We start from the raw sequence: 14,298 nt of genomic DNA, 5'->3' as shown, positions 1-14,298 counted from the left end.
GGACAGTCGTCTCACATGAGATTGACTCTCCCGGGCTTTTTTCCCTCCGTGTGCATACGCGCTTCTATTTACGCGTATGTGTTTTCTCTCGGACCAGTCCATGTCAATTGACATGCGGAACCCTAGAAAACTTTACATGATATCATGATACTAAACTGAGCTCTATCTTTCAATTGTAAGATTTTCTTTCATATACCGCGATCGGTTTATTCCATTTTCTGATCGTTTTGCTGTAATGCATGCCGATTTTCTCCGCTACCCGTATGGACGCTTTGTTACCCGGATCAATCAAAGCCGTCATTTTGCCGAGCTGCCGCACGTTAAAGCCATAGTCCAGACAGGCCCGAGCCGCTTCTTGCGCATAGCCGTTCCCCCAGTGGCGGCGGGCAAACATATAGCCAATTTCCATTACGGTTTGATTTTCGATCTGCTGGGGAACGATGCCGCATTGCCCCAAAAACTCCCCTGTCAGCTTATCTTCGGCGATCCACAGACTAACGCCGTACCCTTTTTCATTTCGTTGGTTCCAATTGACCCACTCGCGGGTTTGCCTCTTATCTTTTAAACCGGAATAATATGTCATGACGTCAGGATCATTAAAAAGCAGCCCAAACAAATTGGCTTGATCCCGATCTTCCATACAGCGCAAACGAATTCGATCAGTCACAAGCTTCGTTTTAGCGTTCATACTTCGCCACATCCTGCTTCCATTCTTTTTTGAGAGCTTCAATATGTGCCTGATGATAGCGGTTATGATCTGCCATATGCCAAATTCCCCATCGTATCGTCGCGGTGTCACCTTCGAAAGAAAGCGGCTGGTTCAAAGCATTTTCAGTTAAAGTGAAGCATACCGATTTCAGCTCGTCTACTACATGCTGATGTCTTTTCAGGAGTTCATCTAAGTCTGGCTGATTTACCGGTTCAGGCAGCCGTCCGCTTTCATCTGTCATCGGGCCGTATGCCTGTTCAATATGGTTCGGTATCCGATTTTCCTTGATACGCCAGACCCATCTGATATCAACATTTGTGATATGGTGCAAAAGCTGAGCCGTGCTGTTTTTTGTGTGGCAGCGCCCCTTATAGTAAAGTTCACTGTGTGTCATATGGCTTACGATAGAAGCCAGACGGAGACTGTTTTCTTCCACTGCGGAATACAGCAAACTGACCGTTGGCGCCATGTCGTTTCTTATGGATAAGTCCTTCATGTTCAGTTCCCCTCCTAACTAGGTACATTTGACACCAAACAAAAATTCCCTTTAAAAAAGAAAAAAAGCTCTCATTACAAGAGAGAGCCATCTTAATTGTTATTTCCCGGTTTATATAAGTAAGGATCATGCTGCGGTTCATTAGCGGTATTTAAATCAAGGGATATATCACCGCGTGCATTCATCGTGCCAAGGGTAATCGAAGACAGCAGTTTGGGGCTGTACCCTTTTTCCTCAAGCTTCTCAAACAGCCAGGATCGGTTTTTTTGGAGATATTTCAAATTATGATCAAGGATTTCGCCATCCAGTATGAGCGGAATCGGGATAAAATTCCGTTCAGCTTCCATATTCAAATCCCGCACCTGCACCGCTCTCGCTTCCTCTTTCGGGATGACGCTTACTTCTCCCGTTTCTTCAATGATAGCAAGATCAATGTCAGCCGGGTCGGCATAGCCCTTTTCCCTCAGCTTTCCAAGCAGCTCATTAACAGTCAGCCTTTCTTTACGAAGGCCGCGTTCATCAATATCCCCGTTTCGGATTAGGACAGTCGGGCTCACGACTAGGAGCCATCGCCATTTATTAGATAAAGAGAGCTTGCTCATGATAAGATAAAGCACCAAAAAAGCACCCGCATAATAAATTGACATCGGCAGCTTGGATGTAAGGATCGGCTCACTGATAATGGTTCCGATTGCGAAGGTCAAAAGCAGGTCAAAATTGTTCATTTGTGACACAGCTTTTTTACCGGCAAGCCGAAACAAAATATATGCAATCGAAAATACGATAACTGGCTTCAGTAAAAATACCCATACCATCCATAACACCGATCTTTACCTCCATCCGCTGGTCATATTGAGCCTATTGTGCCCCGTGGCAGGCCCTCTATGCATCAGTGTCTAGGCGAACGTGCATATCGCCTGAACATAACATAATAGAAAGTGACACCGATTGGAGGCGCAATACGCAATATGAAAAATCAGAAGTCGAATACCCTTTGGCCCTTTGATCTGCCATTGGCTCCCCAATCCGAGAGCTACCAGCAGCAAACAATCGACAGGCTGGCCGGTTTGGAGCTAAGGATGGAGCAACTAATTAGAGCGATTGAGGTAAACAATGAATTGCTGAGAACAATGCAAGAACAGCAAAACCGTGTATGCACAAATGGCGGCGGGTCTGTGATTGTCCGGATGTAGAAACCGGCGCTTGTCTGCCTTCTTATATCTCAATAAAAAACTCTTCTCTGAAAGGAGAAGAGTTTCATGTATGTGTTCAAACGGACTGCGCCAAACTTAATTGCGGGCCGAATAGCTCGTAATGGATAGACTCCGGCGCTGATCCGAGCTCTGATACAAGCTTATGCATTGCCGTAATAAACGACGGTGAACCGCAAATATAGTAATCCGCATCTGTGTTGGCAATCAGTTCTTTGAGGAATTGCTGATCAATCTGTCCTTCATGAAAATGCAGATCACCTGCACGGTCTTCCTCTGTCGGCTCGCGATACACAAATGCTGTTTTAACAGCAGAATGTTTTGCTGCTTCTTCTACTTCATGGCGCAATGCATGATATTCACTGTTTTTCGCCGCATGAATGAACAGAATTTGCCGTTCAGGCTGTTTGGAAACAGATGTTTTCAGCATGCTGATCATTGGTGTAATGCCAACTCCGGCACTGATCAAAACGAGATCTTTTTGTGATGCATGATCTAAAACAAAGTCCCCTGCCGGTGCGCTGATCTCTATTGAATCTCCCTCCTGCAGCCCATCGTGTAAGTAGGAAGACACGACACCATCTTTCTTCACTGAAATTCGATAATAGTCTTTTCCCGGCATATCAGACAGGCTGTACTGGCGGATATGCGTATATTCAGAATCAGGAATCCGCACTTTGATGCTGATATATTGCCCTGCTTGGAATTCAGGTAACGGCTTGCCGTCTTCCGGTTTCAAATAGAAGGATGTAATTTCTTTGCTTTCCCGCTCTTTTTTTGCGATAACGAATGGCTTATACTCCTTCCAGCCGCCGGCTTGCTCTTCAGCCTGTTCATACATGTCTTTTTCAATTCCGATGAACGCGTCAGCAATGACTCCGTACGCTTTTTCCCATGCCTGCATAATGTCAGGAGTTGCAGCGTCTCCCAATACATCTTTAATCGCAATCAGCAAATATTTACCGACGATTGGGTAGTGCTCAGGCTTAATTCCGATACTGCGGTGCTTGTGGCCGATTTGTTTGACAACCGGAATGATGTTTCCTAATTGGTCAATGTTTGCCGCAGCTGCAATAACGGCATTTGCCAGTGCAGTTCGCTGTGTTTTTTTCTTTTGGTTTGTTTGATTAAAAATGTTCAAAAGCTCTGGATGGTCTTGAAACATCCGATCGTAAAAACGGCCAGTGATTGTTTCTCCATGCTGTTGCAATACGGGTACAGTGCTTTTAATAATTTCGATTGTTTTGTTATCTAACATTTTATAAACAATCCTTTCGAAAAGATGTATTTAAAATATATCTTTAAAATACATGATCTTACGAATAAAAGATATATCTAAAATGAATCTTTAATAAAGTTGTCACAAAATTATCAATTTAACATGACATTTGTTGCTTTTTTATAGAATCCCCTAGCAAAAACGGACTAACCATTGTAATAATCACCATTGAAAAGTACAAAAAAACCCAAAACAACTTATGTTTTGGGTTTAACGTTCACCAAGGCTTATCAGTTCCGAGCGCATTTGCAAGCGCCTGGCTGTGTTTCTTGCGGTTCTTACGTTCATTAGCACGCTGTACAGCTGTATTATGCAGCATGATTTCTTCTTCTGTTTCCGGTACAACCCTCGGTACAGGCACCGGCTTGCCATTTGAATCTAATGCGACAAATGTCAAAAAGGATGTGGCAGCGAGTTCCCGTTCGCCAGTCATCAAATGCTCCTTAATAACTTTCACAAATACTTCCATGGAAGATGTGCCGACCCATGTCACATATGACTCTAGGCAGACAGAATCCTTTTGCCCGATCGGCTTTAAAAAATCTACAGAATCCATTGAAGCTGTTACCGTTTCACGTCTGCAATGGCGCGCCGCTGAAATAGAGGCAATGTCGTCTATGTAGCTCATTAATTTTCCGCCAAACAGCGTATTATGGTTGTTCGTGTCAAGCGGGAACACCCTGCTGGTTTTCACAACCTTTGACTCTTTACAAAATCTTGTTTCCGGTGTTTCCATACCTTTCTCCCCTTTGATGTCTGATCTTTTAGCTAAATGCACTTATATTCTCCTATTAAACAATATTCTCTTCCATTTGTCTAAAATTTAAAATGGTTTAATGATTTTCATGATGAGGGAATAATAAATGTATTCTTCACACTTTAGGAGGAAAAACAAATGGACGTATCCATCCCGAAATCTCAGCACAAAACGGTATGCCGAACGGAATACGGCACACTTCAAAAAGTGATCTTATGCAAACCTGAGCACATGACCATAAAAGATGTTATAAACGAAACACAAAAACATTTTGAAGATGACAATATTCATGTAAAAACCGCTAACGACCAGCACAGCCGCTTAGTGGAGGCACTTAGGTCACACAACGTTGAGGTCGTCCTTTTGCCCGTTCGCGACGGGCTACCAGAGCAGGTTTTTACTAGGGACATAGGATTTGTCATCGGAGAAAAAGCCTTTCTGTCAAGCATGACTGAACCGATTCGCCAAGGAGAAGAAGCCGTTATAAAAGATTTTTTTCACAGCCAAGGTATCTCTTACACCCGCATGCTTGATACGAGTATTGAAGGCGGAGACGTCATAATCGATGATGACATTGTTTATGTCGGAATCAGCCAGCGCACCGACATTTCAGCTATCGGCCAGCTGGAAGAGGCACTTCCTGAATATACGATCGTTCCAGTGAAGCTTCATGAAAAATTTTTGCATTTGGACTGCGTATTTAACATTGTATCTGAAAGCGAAGCGTTAATTTATCCACAGGCCATTGAGCCAGATGCAGCCGATATGCTGGCAAAACGTTATGATCTTATTGAGGTGCCCGAGGACGAACAATTTACGCTTGGCACCAACGTCCTTTCAATCGGAAAAAAAACGATCATCAGTCTCCCTGGCAACCGCCATGTCAATCAACAGCTATCGAAAAGAGGCTATCACATTATCGAAATTGACCTGTCAGAAATTATTAAATCAGGCGGCTCCTTCAGGTGCTGCACAATGCCGCTGATTCGAGGCGATTGAAGAATCTTCCCCTTTTTCATGTTTTGAACAGCTTATTTTAGCAAGATACGTTAATATAGAGGTGACATCATTTTTAAGGGGGAAATCGCATGACAAAATACATAGGATATGTGGGAACATATACAAAAGGCGGAAGCGAAGGAATTTATTCATTTGAGCTTGATACTGAGAAAAAAGCACTGAGCGAGCCAAAGCTGGCCGCTAAGCTGGGCAACCCGACATATGTGGCGCCGAATAAAAACAACACCATCCTTTACTCCATCGAAAAAGCAGACGGCCAAGGCGGAGTTGCTGCCTATCAAATCGATAAAAACAGCGGCGAATTGACATTTCTGAATCATCAGTTAATTGATGGCCCTTCGCCATGCCACGTAAGCGTTGATGATCAAAATCAATTCGTACTGACTGCCAATTATCACAGCGGGAAGGTACACGTTTTTCCGGTTCAGGAAGACGGCAGCTTGCAATCACCTGTTTCAGAGGCCGCTCACACAGGAAAAGGGCCGCACGAAAGACAAGAAAAACCGCATACACACTACGCGGGGTTCACACCTGAACACAATTATGTGGTAGCGGTTGATTTAGGTATAGATAAGCTCTACACCTATAAGCTGAAAGACGGTGTGTTGACTGAATCCGGAAGCCATTCCTTCGCTCCCGGTGCAGGACCTCGCCATATCGCTTTTCATCCGAAAGAAAAATACGCTTATGTCATGACAGAATTAAGCAATGAAGTGATTGCGCTTGAATACAACCCGACAGCCGGCGAATTTAGAGAAATCCAAGTCGTTTCTGCCATCCCTGATGATTTTACAGATAACAGCCAGGGAAGCGCAATACATGTCACGCAGGACGGACGTTTTGTTTATGTCGCAAACCGCGGCCATGACAGTATCGCCGTATTTGAAGTGAATCAATATTCAGGAGAGCTGGCTTTCGTAGAAAGAGTGTCGACAGAAGGAAACTGGCCTCGTGACTTTGTATTTGACCCAACGGAAGAGTTCCTCGTTGCTTCAAATGAAGAAACAGGCAACCTTGTCTTGTTTGAAAGAGACAAAGAAACCGGCCGATTGACACTCCTCCCATCAACGGTTTCTGTCCCTTACCCGGTTTGTGTAAAGTTTTTACATCAAGTATAATCAAATGGAGTGGCTCAAGTAAAAAGGAGCCACTCTTTTTATTTTTATCTCACTTTTTCCTTCGTTTCAGCATTTCGATACAAATGGCAAGCGACAAAACGGCCGGGTTCGATTTCTTGAAGCTGGGGACGAGATTCTCCACATTCAGACATCGCCTCAGGACAACGGGTACGAAACACGCAGCCGCTCGGCGGATTCACTGGGCTCGGCAGCTCCCCTTTCAAGAGAATACGCTCACGCTTGTCCTCCAATTCGGGATCCGGAATCGGAATCGAGGACAAAAGCGCCTTTGTATAGGGATGGAGCGGTTCACGATACAAGGTGCCGCTCTCTGTAATTTCCATCATGTGTCCTAAGTACATAACACCGATCCTGTCACTGATATGCTTCACCATCGAAAGATCATGGGCAATGAATAAAAACGTTAGCCCTTTCTCTTTTTGAAGCCGCTTCAGCAGGTTAACCACCTGCGCTTGAACAGAGACATCAAGAGCAGAAATCGGTTCGTCCGCCACGATAAATTCAGGATTCAGCGACAGTGCTCTCGCAATCCCGATTCTTTGCCTTTGCCCGCCGCTGAATTCATGCGGATAACGGCTGCCAAAATCGGGGTGAAGCCCAACTGCCTCAAGCAGCTCGTCCACGACGAGAAGCCGCGCTTTATGGGTATTGTAGAGATTGTGAATCTCCATCGGCTCCAAAATAATTTCTCGAACGGTCATGCGCGGGTTAAGTGAAGCATAAGGGTCCTGAAAAATCATCTGCAGTTTGCGGTTGAAGGCAAACTGCTCTTTTTCACTCAGTGCATGAAGATTTGTGCCGCGGTATGTCACGCTTCCTTCTGTCGGCTGATAAAGGCGCATCAGCACTCTCCCCAAGGTTGATTTCCCGCACCCTGATTCCCCGACTAGCCCGAACGTTTCTCCTTCACGAATCTGAAAGGTGACCCCGTCGACGGCTTTGACTGTCCGCTTTTTCCCTGCGTCAAAATGCATTTTCAGCTGGCTGACCTCTAACAAAGGCAGTGGCGTCATTTGTCTCCCTCCTTACTCTGAAAAACAGCGGCGCACCGCACAAAGTTCTTTTTCATAGATTGTCTCTTTTAATGTGAGGATTTCGATTGATTTTCCTGTCTTTGGAGAATGAAGCATTTTCCCGCCGCCTACATACAGACCGACGTGATGAATCGCTCCTTTTCCTTCCTCATAAGCAAAAAACAGCAGGTCACCGGCTTTCATATCATCAAGCGGGACACCCTTCCCCGCCTTAGCCTGATCTCCCGCATCACGGGGGATGCTGTATCCATTCGCCTTAAATATACTGTACATAAATCCGGAGCAATCAAACCCAAACCCGCTGATCCCTCCCCACAGGTAGGGAAGGCCAAGGAAAAACGCACCCGTTTGAATGATGTCTTCAGCAGTCCCTTTCTGTTGGCTGACAGGCACTGCATCACTTTGCTTCACAAACCTTTCTCCCAAAACAGTCGAAACCTTAAAATATCCGTTTTCTTTTGCAATGAAGGGGAGAACCGTCAAAAAGCTTAATTCGATCTCCTTTTCCCCATTGCTTCTGTACAAAAAGGCAGCAGGTTTGCTGATCATCACATCGTGTTGTGTATGGATGGGCTTTGTTTTTTCCAGCTGGTTCTTTTTCATCCAGCCCGGGTATCCGCGCGGATCCTTTCGGGATGGCTGGCTAGGCACGATCACAGAAACCCATTCCTCCTGTTCCGCTGTCACAAGTACCTTTTCGCCAAAGAGAACCTGAGTTTGGATTACATTGTCTGTACATAATCCAAGCCGTTCATCATACGTCATGCGCTCCAGCCAGTCTCTGATCATTACAGTCGGTTGAAGCATGAATTGATCAGACGGACGCGGTGAAACAGGCGCTGTCCAGATGTTGGCCACTGCTGATATGACAGTGTGCATCATTGCTCTTTTTCCCCTTTCAAAAGCGCAGTCCCGGTGATTCCGAGGCCCGGTTTGCCAGGCATCGAAACCGTGCTGCCGCTATATGTTATGCCGCCTTTGAATACATCTGTTTTCAGCATCAACGGCGCGTCAAAATCAAAGCGTGTGATGTTTCTCTTGCTTGCCGCAAAATGCGCCGCGGCCGTAATGCCCAGCTTCGTTTCGATCATGCTGCCGACCATACACTCCACCCCGCAGGCCTCCGCCATGGCATTAATTTTCTCTGCTCCGCTGATGCCGCCCGCTTTCATCAATTTAATATTGATCAAGTCTGCGCTCCGGGTTTGCAGAACTTCGAACGCCTGGCGCGGTGTAAAAACACTTTCATCAGCCATAATCGGCGTATCTGTTGCATCTGTCACCTTTTTAAGCCCAGCGAGATCATCTTTATGGACAGGCTGCTCGACAAGCTCAATGCCTAGACCCGCATCCTCCATTTTCCGAATGGCAGTTACCGCTTCCTTCGGCCTCCACCCCTGATTAGCGTCTAAACGCAGTTTCACAGCTGATCCGACACGTTTTCTGATTTCCTGGATACGGGCGATATCTGTTGCAATATCATCTTTTCCGACCTTTATTTTCAGCGTTTGAAAGCCTTGTTTGAGATAATTCTCGGCATCAGCTGCCATCTCTTCAGGTGAGTTGACACTGACGGTATAATCTGTTTCCAGCGTATCTCGATATCCGCCAAGCATTTGATAAAGCGGCAGCCCGCACATCTGCGCCCAGCCGTCGTATAGCGCCATTTCTACAGCAGCCTTCGCGCTCATATTTCCTGTAAGAAGATGCTGGATGTCGTGCAGTATGGCCTCACAGCCGGACAGGCTTTTTCCAAGCAATGCCGGTTTTAAAACATTGTGAATGGCACTTTCAATGCTATCCATGCAGTCTCCTGTAATCACTAACGTCGGGGGTGCTTCTCCCCATCCGACTGCACCGCTGTCATAAGTAATCCTTACTATGACTGATTCAGCCGTATACACAGTGCGAAGCGCAGTTTTAAACGGCTTTGTCAGCGGGACAGCGATTCGGCTTGTTTCGATTCGAATGATTTTCATGTCTTCAGCGCCCCTTCTGAAACGCCCGCCTCTATTACGACTGTTTTTTCTGCTGTATTCATAGCAGCTTTCGCACCAATCGGAACGGCAATACTTGGCGAGCAGTGGCCGATTTTAAATCCTCTCAGAGCAGGCCTGCCCGCAGAAATAATATAGTCTTCCAGCACCTGCTCAAGCGAGAGAGACTTCTCTCGCTTCACCGGGACACAATTGTGAAAATCACAAACTAGAATTCCCGCCGCCTCCGTCAGCTTCCCCGCCATTTTCAACTGATTCAGCATTCGGTCGATTTGATAAGGCTCCTCGTCAATATCTTCAATAAACAGAAGCTTTCCTCTCGTATCAATTTCAAATGGCGTGCCCAGTGTAGACGTCAGCAAAGACAGATTTCCCCCGACAAGCTCGCCTTCCGCTTTTCCAGGAACAAGCGCGGTCAGCGGAGAAAGCTCTTCTGTATAGGTGAATTCCGTCTCCTGGAAGAGCTGCTTATATGACGCTTTTGTCAGCGGGTGAACGTCGTCAAGGCCAATATCCGTGCTGAGCATCGGGCCATGGAAAGTGACAAGACCTGTGTTTTGATGAATGGCAGTATGTAAAAACGTAATATCGCTGTATCCCCAAAAGATTTTAGGGTGTTTGCGGATCAAGCTGAAATCAATGCCCGCGGCGATACGTCCTGTCCCAAAACCCCCGCATGCGCACAACACTGCTTTTACCTCCTCGTCTCTGAACATCTCATGGAGATCCGCCAGCCGCTCATCATCCTGTCCCGCTAAATAGCCGTGCTGGTTTTTCAGCGCCTTGCCCAACTTCACCTGAAGACCGAGCTCTTCTAAAAATAATAGCGCGGTGTCAAGCTTTTTTTGATCCGGCGGACTTGCGGGCGCGATCACTCCGACTGTATCACCCTTTTTCAGCGCTTTCGGCTTGTAATTCAACGAAAACACTCCTTTCATTTGCTCTGCACCCTACGTATACGTGCAAGAAAGAGAAAAAATACCGCTCCTTCGCATAAAGAAGCAGTATTTCCTCAATCACCGCCATCAGTTTTTATCTGCCCATTTTAAATCGATATAGCCGACAGGGTGACGGACAATTCCCTTTACTTGTTCATTTTGCAGGTGAACCTGATTATAAAAATAAACCGGAATGATCGGCGCTTCATTGATGAGCAGCTCTTCAGCTTGATGCATAAGAGAGAACCGTGTTTTTTCATCGGCTTCATTTTTCGCCTGTTTGATCAGCTGATCGTATTCTTTATTGGCCCAGCCTGTGCGGTTCATCGAATTACCCGTTTGAAAGGCTTCCAGAAAACTGATAGGGTCTGCATAATCAGGCAAAAATGAGCTTTGAGAGAATTGGAATTTCAGCGCTTTTTGATCCTCTAAAAATACGTTCCATTCCATATTGGCCAGCTTTACATCGACTCCAAGGCTATTTTTCAATTTTTGCTGAATAGCTTCGGCAATCTTTTTATGCTCCGGCTTTGTACTGTAAGTAAGCGTGATCGTAGGAAGCTTATTATAGTTTTCTTCCTTCATGCCCTTTTCGAGCAGCTGCTTCGCTTTGCTTTCGTTAGGCTTGATCAAGTCTCCGCCTGCTTCACGGAAATCTTTGCCGTCAGGCTGCGTAAATCCAGGCGATACAAAGGCGCGCGCCGGTTTTTCATTATTTTTCGTGACGTACTTTACAATTTCCTCTTGATCCACAGCCATCGCAAAGGCTTTTCTGATGTTTTCATTTTGAAACGGCTCCATGTTGACATTAAATCGATAGAAATAGAGACCCGCCTGGTCAACAATATTGACGTTATCCTGATCCATCAGCTGGTCGCTTAACTCTGCAGGGACATAAGCGGTATCAAGTTCCCCTGATTGAAACATCTGATAATCTGTATTTCTGTCACTGACCATCGCCCATTTCACCTTATCAAGCTTCACGGTATCTTTATCCCAATACGTGTCGCTTTTCTCCATAGTGATGCTGTCATCATGCTTCCATTCCGTCAGCTTAAACGGGCCGTTTCCGACAAATGTATCCGCCTCAGCAAACCACTTTGGATTGTCTTTATCGACCTTTTCATTTACCGGAAAATACGCAGGATTGGACACAACGCTCAGAAAATATTTTTGCGGTGCTTCCAGTGTAACTTCAAGGGTTCGATCATCCTTTGCCGTCACCTTCACATCGTCTTTTTTCCCTTTCCCGCTGTTATATGCTTCGCCGCCTTCAATAAAATAACCTAGGAATGCTGATGAAGCGCCTTTTTTCGGATCAAGCATCCGCTTCCACGCGTATTCGAAGTCTCCGGCTGTTACAGGATCTCCGTTTGTCCATTTCGCATTTTCCCGAATCGTAAATGTGTAAGTTTTATTATCTTTCGAAACAGACCACTTCTCCGCCATTGCCGGCTCAGGCTCATGATCTTTGCCAAGACGCGTCAGCCCCTCCATGATGTTATTTAACGGCTGCCATGACACATTATTAAAGCCGATCGGCGGATCGAATGAAGTCGGTTCATTTTCATTATTTACATACAGCACCTTTTCTCCGCTGGTTTTTGCCTTATCATGACTGCCTTCTTTTCCGGCCTGTTCATTTGCTGTGCACCCCATCAGCGCAAACGAAAGTCCTAATGCAAGACTCATGCCCCATAGCTTTTTCACTCGTTTCATCCTCTTCCCCCTTTTCATGTTCAATCCTTCGCATCTCCTGACAGCACCGCATGCTCTGCTCGTTGATCCTGCAGCCAGCAGTTGACGGTGTGCGAGTCAGATCTGATCGTCTGGCCCGGGTACACCCTGTCACACACAACCATCCTGTTCGGACAGCGGGCGGCAAACGGGCAGCCCGGCGGAGGCGAAAATAAATCCGGCGGCGTTCCGTCGATTGGGATCAGCTCAGCGCCATCTAAATCCAGCCGCGGGACAGAACCCAGCAGGCCTTTTGTATAAGGGTGCTGCGGCTGATAAAAAATATCTTTTCTCGTGCCGATTTCCGCCATTTTCCCGGCATACATGACTGCGACTCTGTCAGCTACCTGGGCAACGACCCCTAAATCATGTGTAATCAGAATGACGGACACATTCGTTTTTCTCTGAATCTCTTTAAACAGCTCTAAAATCTGTGCCTGAATGGTTACATCCAGGGCGGTGGTCGGTTCATCCGCAATTAAGATGTCAGGCTCGCAAATCAGCGCCATCGCAATGACAATCCGCTGTCTCATGCCGCCGCTGAATTGGTGGGGATATTGCTTTAGGCGCTCTTCGGGATCTGGAATACCAACCAATGACAGCATGGAAAGCACCTCTTTCCGTGCCGCTTTTTTGCTCATTTTTTTGTGGCGCAATAGCGCTTCCCCCAGCTGGTCGCCGACAGTCAGCGTAGGGTTTAACGCCGTCATCGGGTCTTGAAAAATCATAGAAATGTCGGCTCCCCTTATACCTCTCATTTCTTTGTCAGAGAGACGGCAAAGGTCTTTGTTTTTAAATAGAATGCTGCCGTCTGTCACCTTCGCCGAATAAGGCGGAAGCAGGCCCATGATGCTTTGGGAGGTAACGCTTTTGCCGCAGCCGGATTCGCCGACGATCGCAAAGGTTTCTCCTTTATACAAATCAAAGCTCACCCCTCTGACCGCCTGAACCGTCCCGCCGTAAGTCGTAAAAGACACGTGCAGATTTTGGACTGACAGAACTTTTTCCATACAGCTACCTCCTCAGCTTAGGGTCAAGCGCATCCTGCAATCCGTCCCCCAGCACATTAAACGCGTACATCGTCAGAGATATGAAAAAGGCCGGAAAAAACAGGCGCCACCAATGCCCAGATAAAATCGTGGGCAGGCCGTCATTCGCCATCACGCCCCAACTTGCAAACGGAGCCTGTATGCCGAGGCCGAGAAAGCTTAAAAATGATTCTGCGAATATGGCGGCAGGTACGGTTAATGTCATTTGTACGATGATCGCTCCCATAGTATTCGGCAGCAAATTCTTCCGGATGATGCGAAAGGTTTTCGCGCCAAAGGTTTTCGAGGCGAGTACATATTCATAATTTTTAATCTGAAGCACCTGGCCTCTTACAATTCTCGCCATGCCGACCCATCCGGTCACAGTCAGCGCCACAATAATCGTGCCCAGTCCCGGTCCCATGAGCACCATCAGCAAAATGACAACAAGCAGGTACGGCAGTCCGTACAGCACTTCGATAATCCTCATCATAATGCTGTCAATCCTGCCGCCTTTATAGCCGGCAACGCCTCCGTAAATGACACCAATCAAAAAATCAATCAGTGCTGCCATCACGCCGACAAACAACGAGATTCTCGCGCCATACCATGTTCGGGTAAACACATCCCGGCCGAGTTCATCGGTGCCGAACCAATGATCGGCTGAGGGCGGAAGATTTTGTTCTGTCAGTGATTGGCGTACGACACTATGGGGCGATAAAAAGGGCCCGATAACTGCCATGACAAAAAGAAATAAAAGAATAAAGAGTCCGGCCATCGCTAATTTATTTTTTTTCAGCCTCCTCCAGGCATCCTGCGTGTATGACAAACTCGGCCGCTTGACCGAATCTGCTTCCCGATTTTTTTCCTGATTCGAGACAAACCACTCATCAGGCACCTGATTGTGCTGTTCTGGCTGGCGTTCATCCGTTTGTACAGGGAGATTCACACGC

15 protein-coding genes and 1 riboswitch are annotated in these 14,298 nt (G+C 46.4%); of the genes, 3 read left to right on the top strand and 12 right to left on the bottom strand.

Features of this window, described 5'->3' with window-relative positions; translation table 11 throughout:
* Positions 1-25: 25 nt before the first annotated feature.
* A riboswitch (guanidine-I (ykkC/yxkD leader) is annotated at positions 26-137 on the bottom strand.
* 32 nt (positions 138-169) lie between these two features.
* The 3 genes from NST79_RS07270 to NST79_RS07260 form a co-directional block, all read right to left on the bottom strand.
* Positions 170-688: a GNAT family N-acetyltransferase gene (locus tag NST79_RS07270; RefSeq protein WP_212059205.1), complete on the bottom strand. Its 519-nt coding sequence runs from the start codon at positions 686-688 to the stop codon at positions 170-172.
* Complete coding sequence (locus NST79_RS07265) at positions 678-1,205, bottom strand: DinB family protein (RefSeq protein WP_212059203.1); 528 nt, start codon at positions 1,203-1,205, stop codon at positions 678-680. Before NST79_RS07265 ends, NST79_RS07270 begins: the two co-directional genes overlap by 11 nt.
* A gap of 92 nt (positions 1,206-1,297) precedes the next feature.
* Positions 1,298-2,029: a DUF421 domain-containing protein gene (locus NST79_RS07260; RefSeq protein ID WP_015715759.1), complete on the bottom strand. Its 732-nt coding sequence runs from the start codon at positions 2,027-2,029 to the stop codon at positions 1,298-1,300.
* A 144-nt stretch (positions 2,030-2,173) separates the two neighbouring features.
* On the opposite strand from NST79_RS07260, the gene NST79_RS07255 reads away from it, so the two are divergent.
* Positions 2,174-2,398: a hypothetical protein gene (locus NST79_RS07255; protein WP_212059202.1), complete on the top strand. Its 225-nt coding sequence runs from the start codon at positions 2,174-2,176 to the stop codon at positions 2,396-2,398.
* Between the two features lie 76 nt (positions 2,399-2,474).
* Here the strand turns inward: NST79_RS07255 and hmpA are convergent, their stop codons facing one another.
* Together hmpA and NST79_RS07245 are read right to left on the bottom strand one after the other, a co-directional pair.
* Positions 2,475-3,674, bottom strand: coding sequence for an NO-inducible flavohemoprotein (gene hmpA / locus NST79_RS07250; protein ID WP_003232593.1), 1,200 nt, complete (start codon positions 3,672-3,674; stop codon positions 2,475-2,477).
* Positions 3,675-3,912: 238 nt separating this feature from the next.
* Positions 3,913-4,431, bottom strand: a complete 519-nt coding sequence (locus tag NST79_RS07245; protein ID WP_003232595.1) for an acyl-CoA thioesterase — start codon at positions 4,429-4,431, stop codon at positions 3,913-3,915.
* A gap of 159 nt (positions 4,432-4,590) precedes the next feature.
* Here NST79_RS07245 and NST79_RS07240 point away from each other — a divergent pair, with 159 nt between their 5' ends.
* The gene (locus tag NST79_RS07240; RefSeq protein ID WP_212059198.1) at positions 4,591-5,451 is read left to right on the top strand and encodes a dimethylarginine dimethylaminohydrolase family protein; all 861 of its coding nucleotides are present in this window, start codon (positions 4,591-4,593) and stop codon (positions 5,449-5,451) included.
* A gap of 89 nt (positions 5,452-5,540) precedes the next feature.
* On the top strand, positions 5,541-6,590 hold the full coding sequence (gene pgl / locus NST79_RS07235) for a 6-phosphogluconolactonase (RefSeq protein ID WP_038428841.1): 1,050 nt from the start codon (positions 5,541-5,543) through the stop codon (positions 6,588-6,590).
* A 44-nt stretch (positions 6,591-6,634) separates the two neighbouring features.
* On the opposite strand, the gene NST79_RS07230 is transcribed toward pgl, so the two are convergent.
* The 7 genes from NST79_RS07230 to dppC form a co-directional block, all read right to left on the bottom strand.
* Positions 6,635-7,624: an oligopeptide/dipeptide ABC transporter ATP-binding protein gene (locus NST79_RS07230; protein ID WP_029317689.1), complete on the bottom strand. Its 990-nt coding sequence runs from the start codon at positions 7,622-7,624 to the stop codon at positions 6,635-6,637.
* A gap of 12 nt (positions 7,625-7,636) precedes the next feature.
* Positions 7,637-8,527 carry a gamma-D-glutamyl-L-lysine dipeptidyl-peptidase gene (gene eepC / locus NST79_RS07225; protein WP_041351222.1) on the bottom strand — a complete coding sequence of 297 codons (891 nt, stop codon included), beginning with the start codon at positions 8,525-8,527 and terminating at the stop codon, positions 7,637-7,639.
* A complete protein-coding gene (ykfB, locus tag NST79_RS07220) occupies positions 8,524-9,624 on the bottom strand; it encodes a dipeptide epimerase (protein ID WP_212059196.1) in 1,101 nt (366 codons plus the stop codon). Before ykfB ends, eepC begins: the two co-directional genes overlap by 4 nt.
* Entirely contained in the window at positions 9,621-10,580 is a 960-nt protein-coding gene (locus tag NST79_RS07215; RefSeq protein ID WP_212059193.1) for an LD-carboxypeptidase, read from the bottom strand. Before NST79_RS07215 ends, ykfB begins: the two co-directional genes overlap by 4 nt.
* 87 nt (positions 10,581-10,667) lie before the next feature.
* On the bottom strand, positions 10,668-12,317 hold the full coding sequence (gene dppE / locus NST79_RS07210; RefSeq protein ID WP_212059250.1) for a peptide ABC transporter substrate-binding protein: 1,650 nt from the start codon (positions 12,315-12,317) through the stop codon (positions 10,668-10,670).
* A 2-nt stretch (positions 12,318-12,319) separates the two neighbouring features.
* Positions 12,320-13,327, bottom strand: a complete 1,008-nt coding sequence (gene dppD / locus NST79_RS07205; protein ID WP_015252254.1) for a dipeptide ABC transporter ATP-binding subunit DppD — start codon at positions 13,325-13,327, stop codon at positions 12,320-12,322.
* Between the two features lie 4 nt (positions 13,328-13,331).
* The gene (gene dppC / locus NST79_RS07200; RefSeq protein WP_014476568.1) at positions 13,332-14,294 is read right to left on the bottom strand and encodes a dipeptide ABC transporter permease DppC; all 963 of its coding nucleotides are present in this window, start codon (positions 14,292-14,294) and stop codon (positions 13,332-13,334) included.
* Between the last annotated feature and the right edge of the window lie 4 nt (positions 14,295-14,298).

Origin of the sequence: Bacillus sp. PS196, from assembly GCF_037963555.1 — a bacterium.
GTDB classification, from domain to species: Bacteria; Bacillota; Bacilli; order Bacillales; family Bacillaceae; genus Bacillus; species Bacillus subtilis.
This window is presented reverse-complemented; position numbering and strand designations above follow the sequence as displayed.

Bases quoted from the DNA above. Each gene is read 5' to 3' on its own strand.
- NST79_RS07270 (WP_212059205.1), bottom strand. From the start codon at position 688: ATGAACGCTAAAACGAAGCTTGTGACTGATCGAATTCGTTTGCGCTGT.
- NST79_RS07265 (WP_212059203.1), bottom strand. From the start codon at position 1,205: ATGAAGGACTTATCCATAAGAAACGACATGGCGCCAACGGTCAGTTTG.
- NST79_RS07255 (WP_212059202.1), top strand. From the start codon at position 2,174: ATGAAAAATCAGAAGTCGAATACCCTTTGGCCCTTTGATCTGCCATTG.
- hmpA (WP_003232593.1), bottom strand. From the start codon at position 3,674: ATGTTAGATAACAAAACAATCGAAATTATTAAAAGCACTGTACCCGTA.
- NST79_RS07245 (WP_003232595.1), bottom strand. From the start codon at position 4,431: ATGGAAACACCGGAAACAAGATTTTGTAAAGAGTCAAAGGTTGTGAAA.
- NST79_RS07240 (WP_212059198.1), top strand. From the start codon at position 4,591: ATGGACGTATCCATCCCGAAATCTCAGCACAAAACGGTATGCCGAACG.
- pgl (WP_038428841.1), top strand. From the start codon at position 5,541: ATGACAAAATACATAGGATATGTGGGAACATATACAAAAGGCGGAAGC.
- NST79_RS07230 (WP_029317689.1), bottom strand. From the start codon at position 7,624: ATGACGCCACTGCCTTTGTTAGAGGTCAGCCAGCTGAAAATGCATTTT.
- eepC (WP_041351222.1), bottom strand. From the start codon at position 8,527: ATGATGCACACTGTCATATCAGCAGTGGCCAACATCTGGACAGCGCCT.
- ykfB (WP_212059196.1), bottom strand. From the start codon at position 9,624: ATGAAAATCATTCGAATCGAAACAAGCCGAATCGCTGTCCCGCTGACA.
- NST79_RS07215 (WP_212059193.1), bottom strand. From the start codon at position 10,580: ATGAAAGGAGTGTTTTCGTTGAATTACAAGCCGAAAGCGCTGAAAAAG.
- dppE (WP_212059250.1), bottom strand. From the start codon at position 12,317: ATGAAAAGGGGGAAGAGGATGAAACGAGTGAAAAAGCTATGGGGCATG.
- dppD (WP_015252254.1), bottom strand. From the start codon at position 13,327: ATGGAAAAAGTTCTGTCAGTCCAAAATCTGCACGTGTCTTTTACGACT.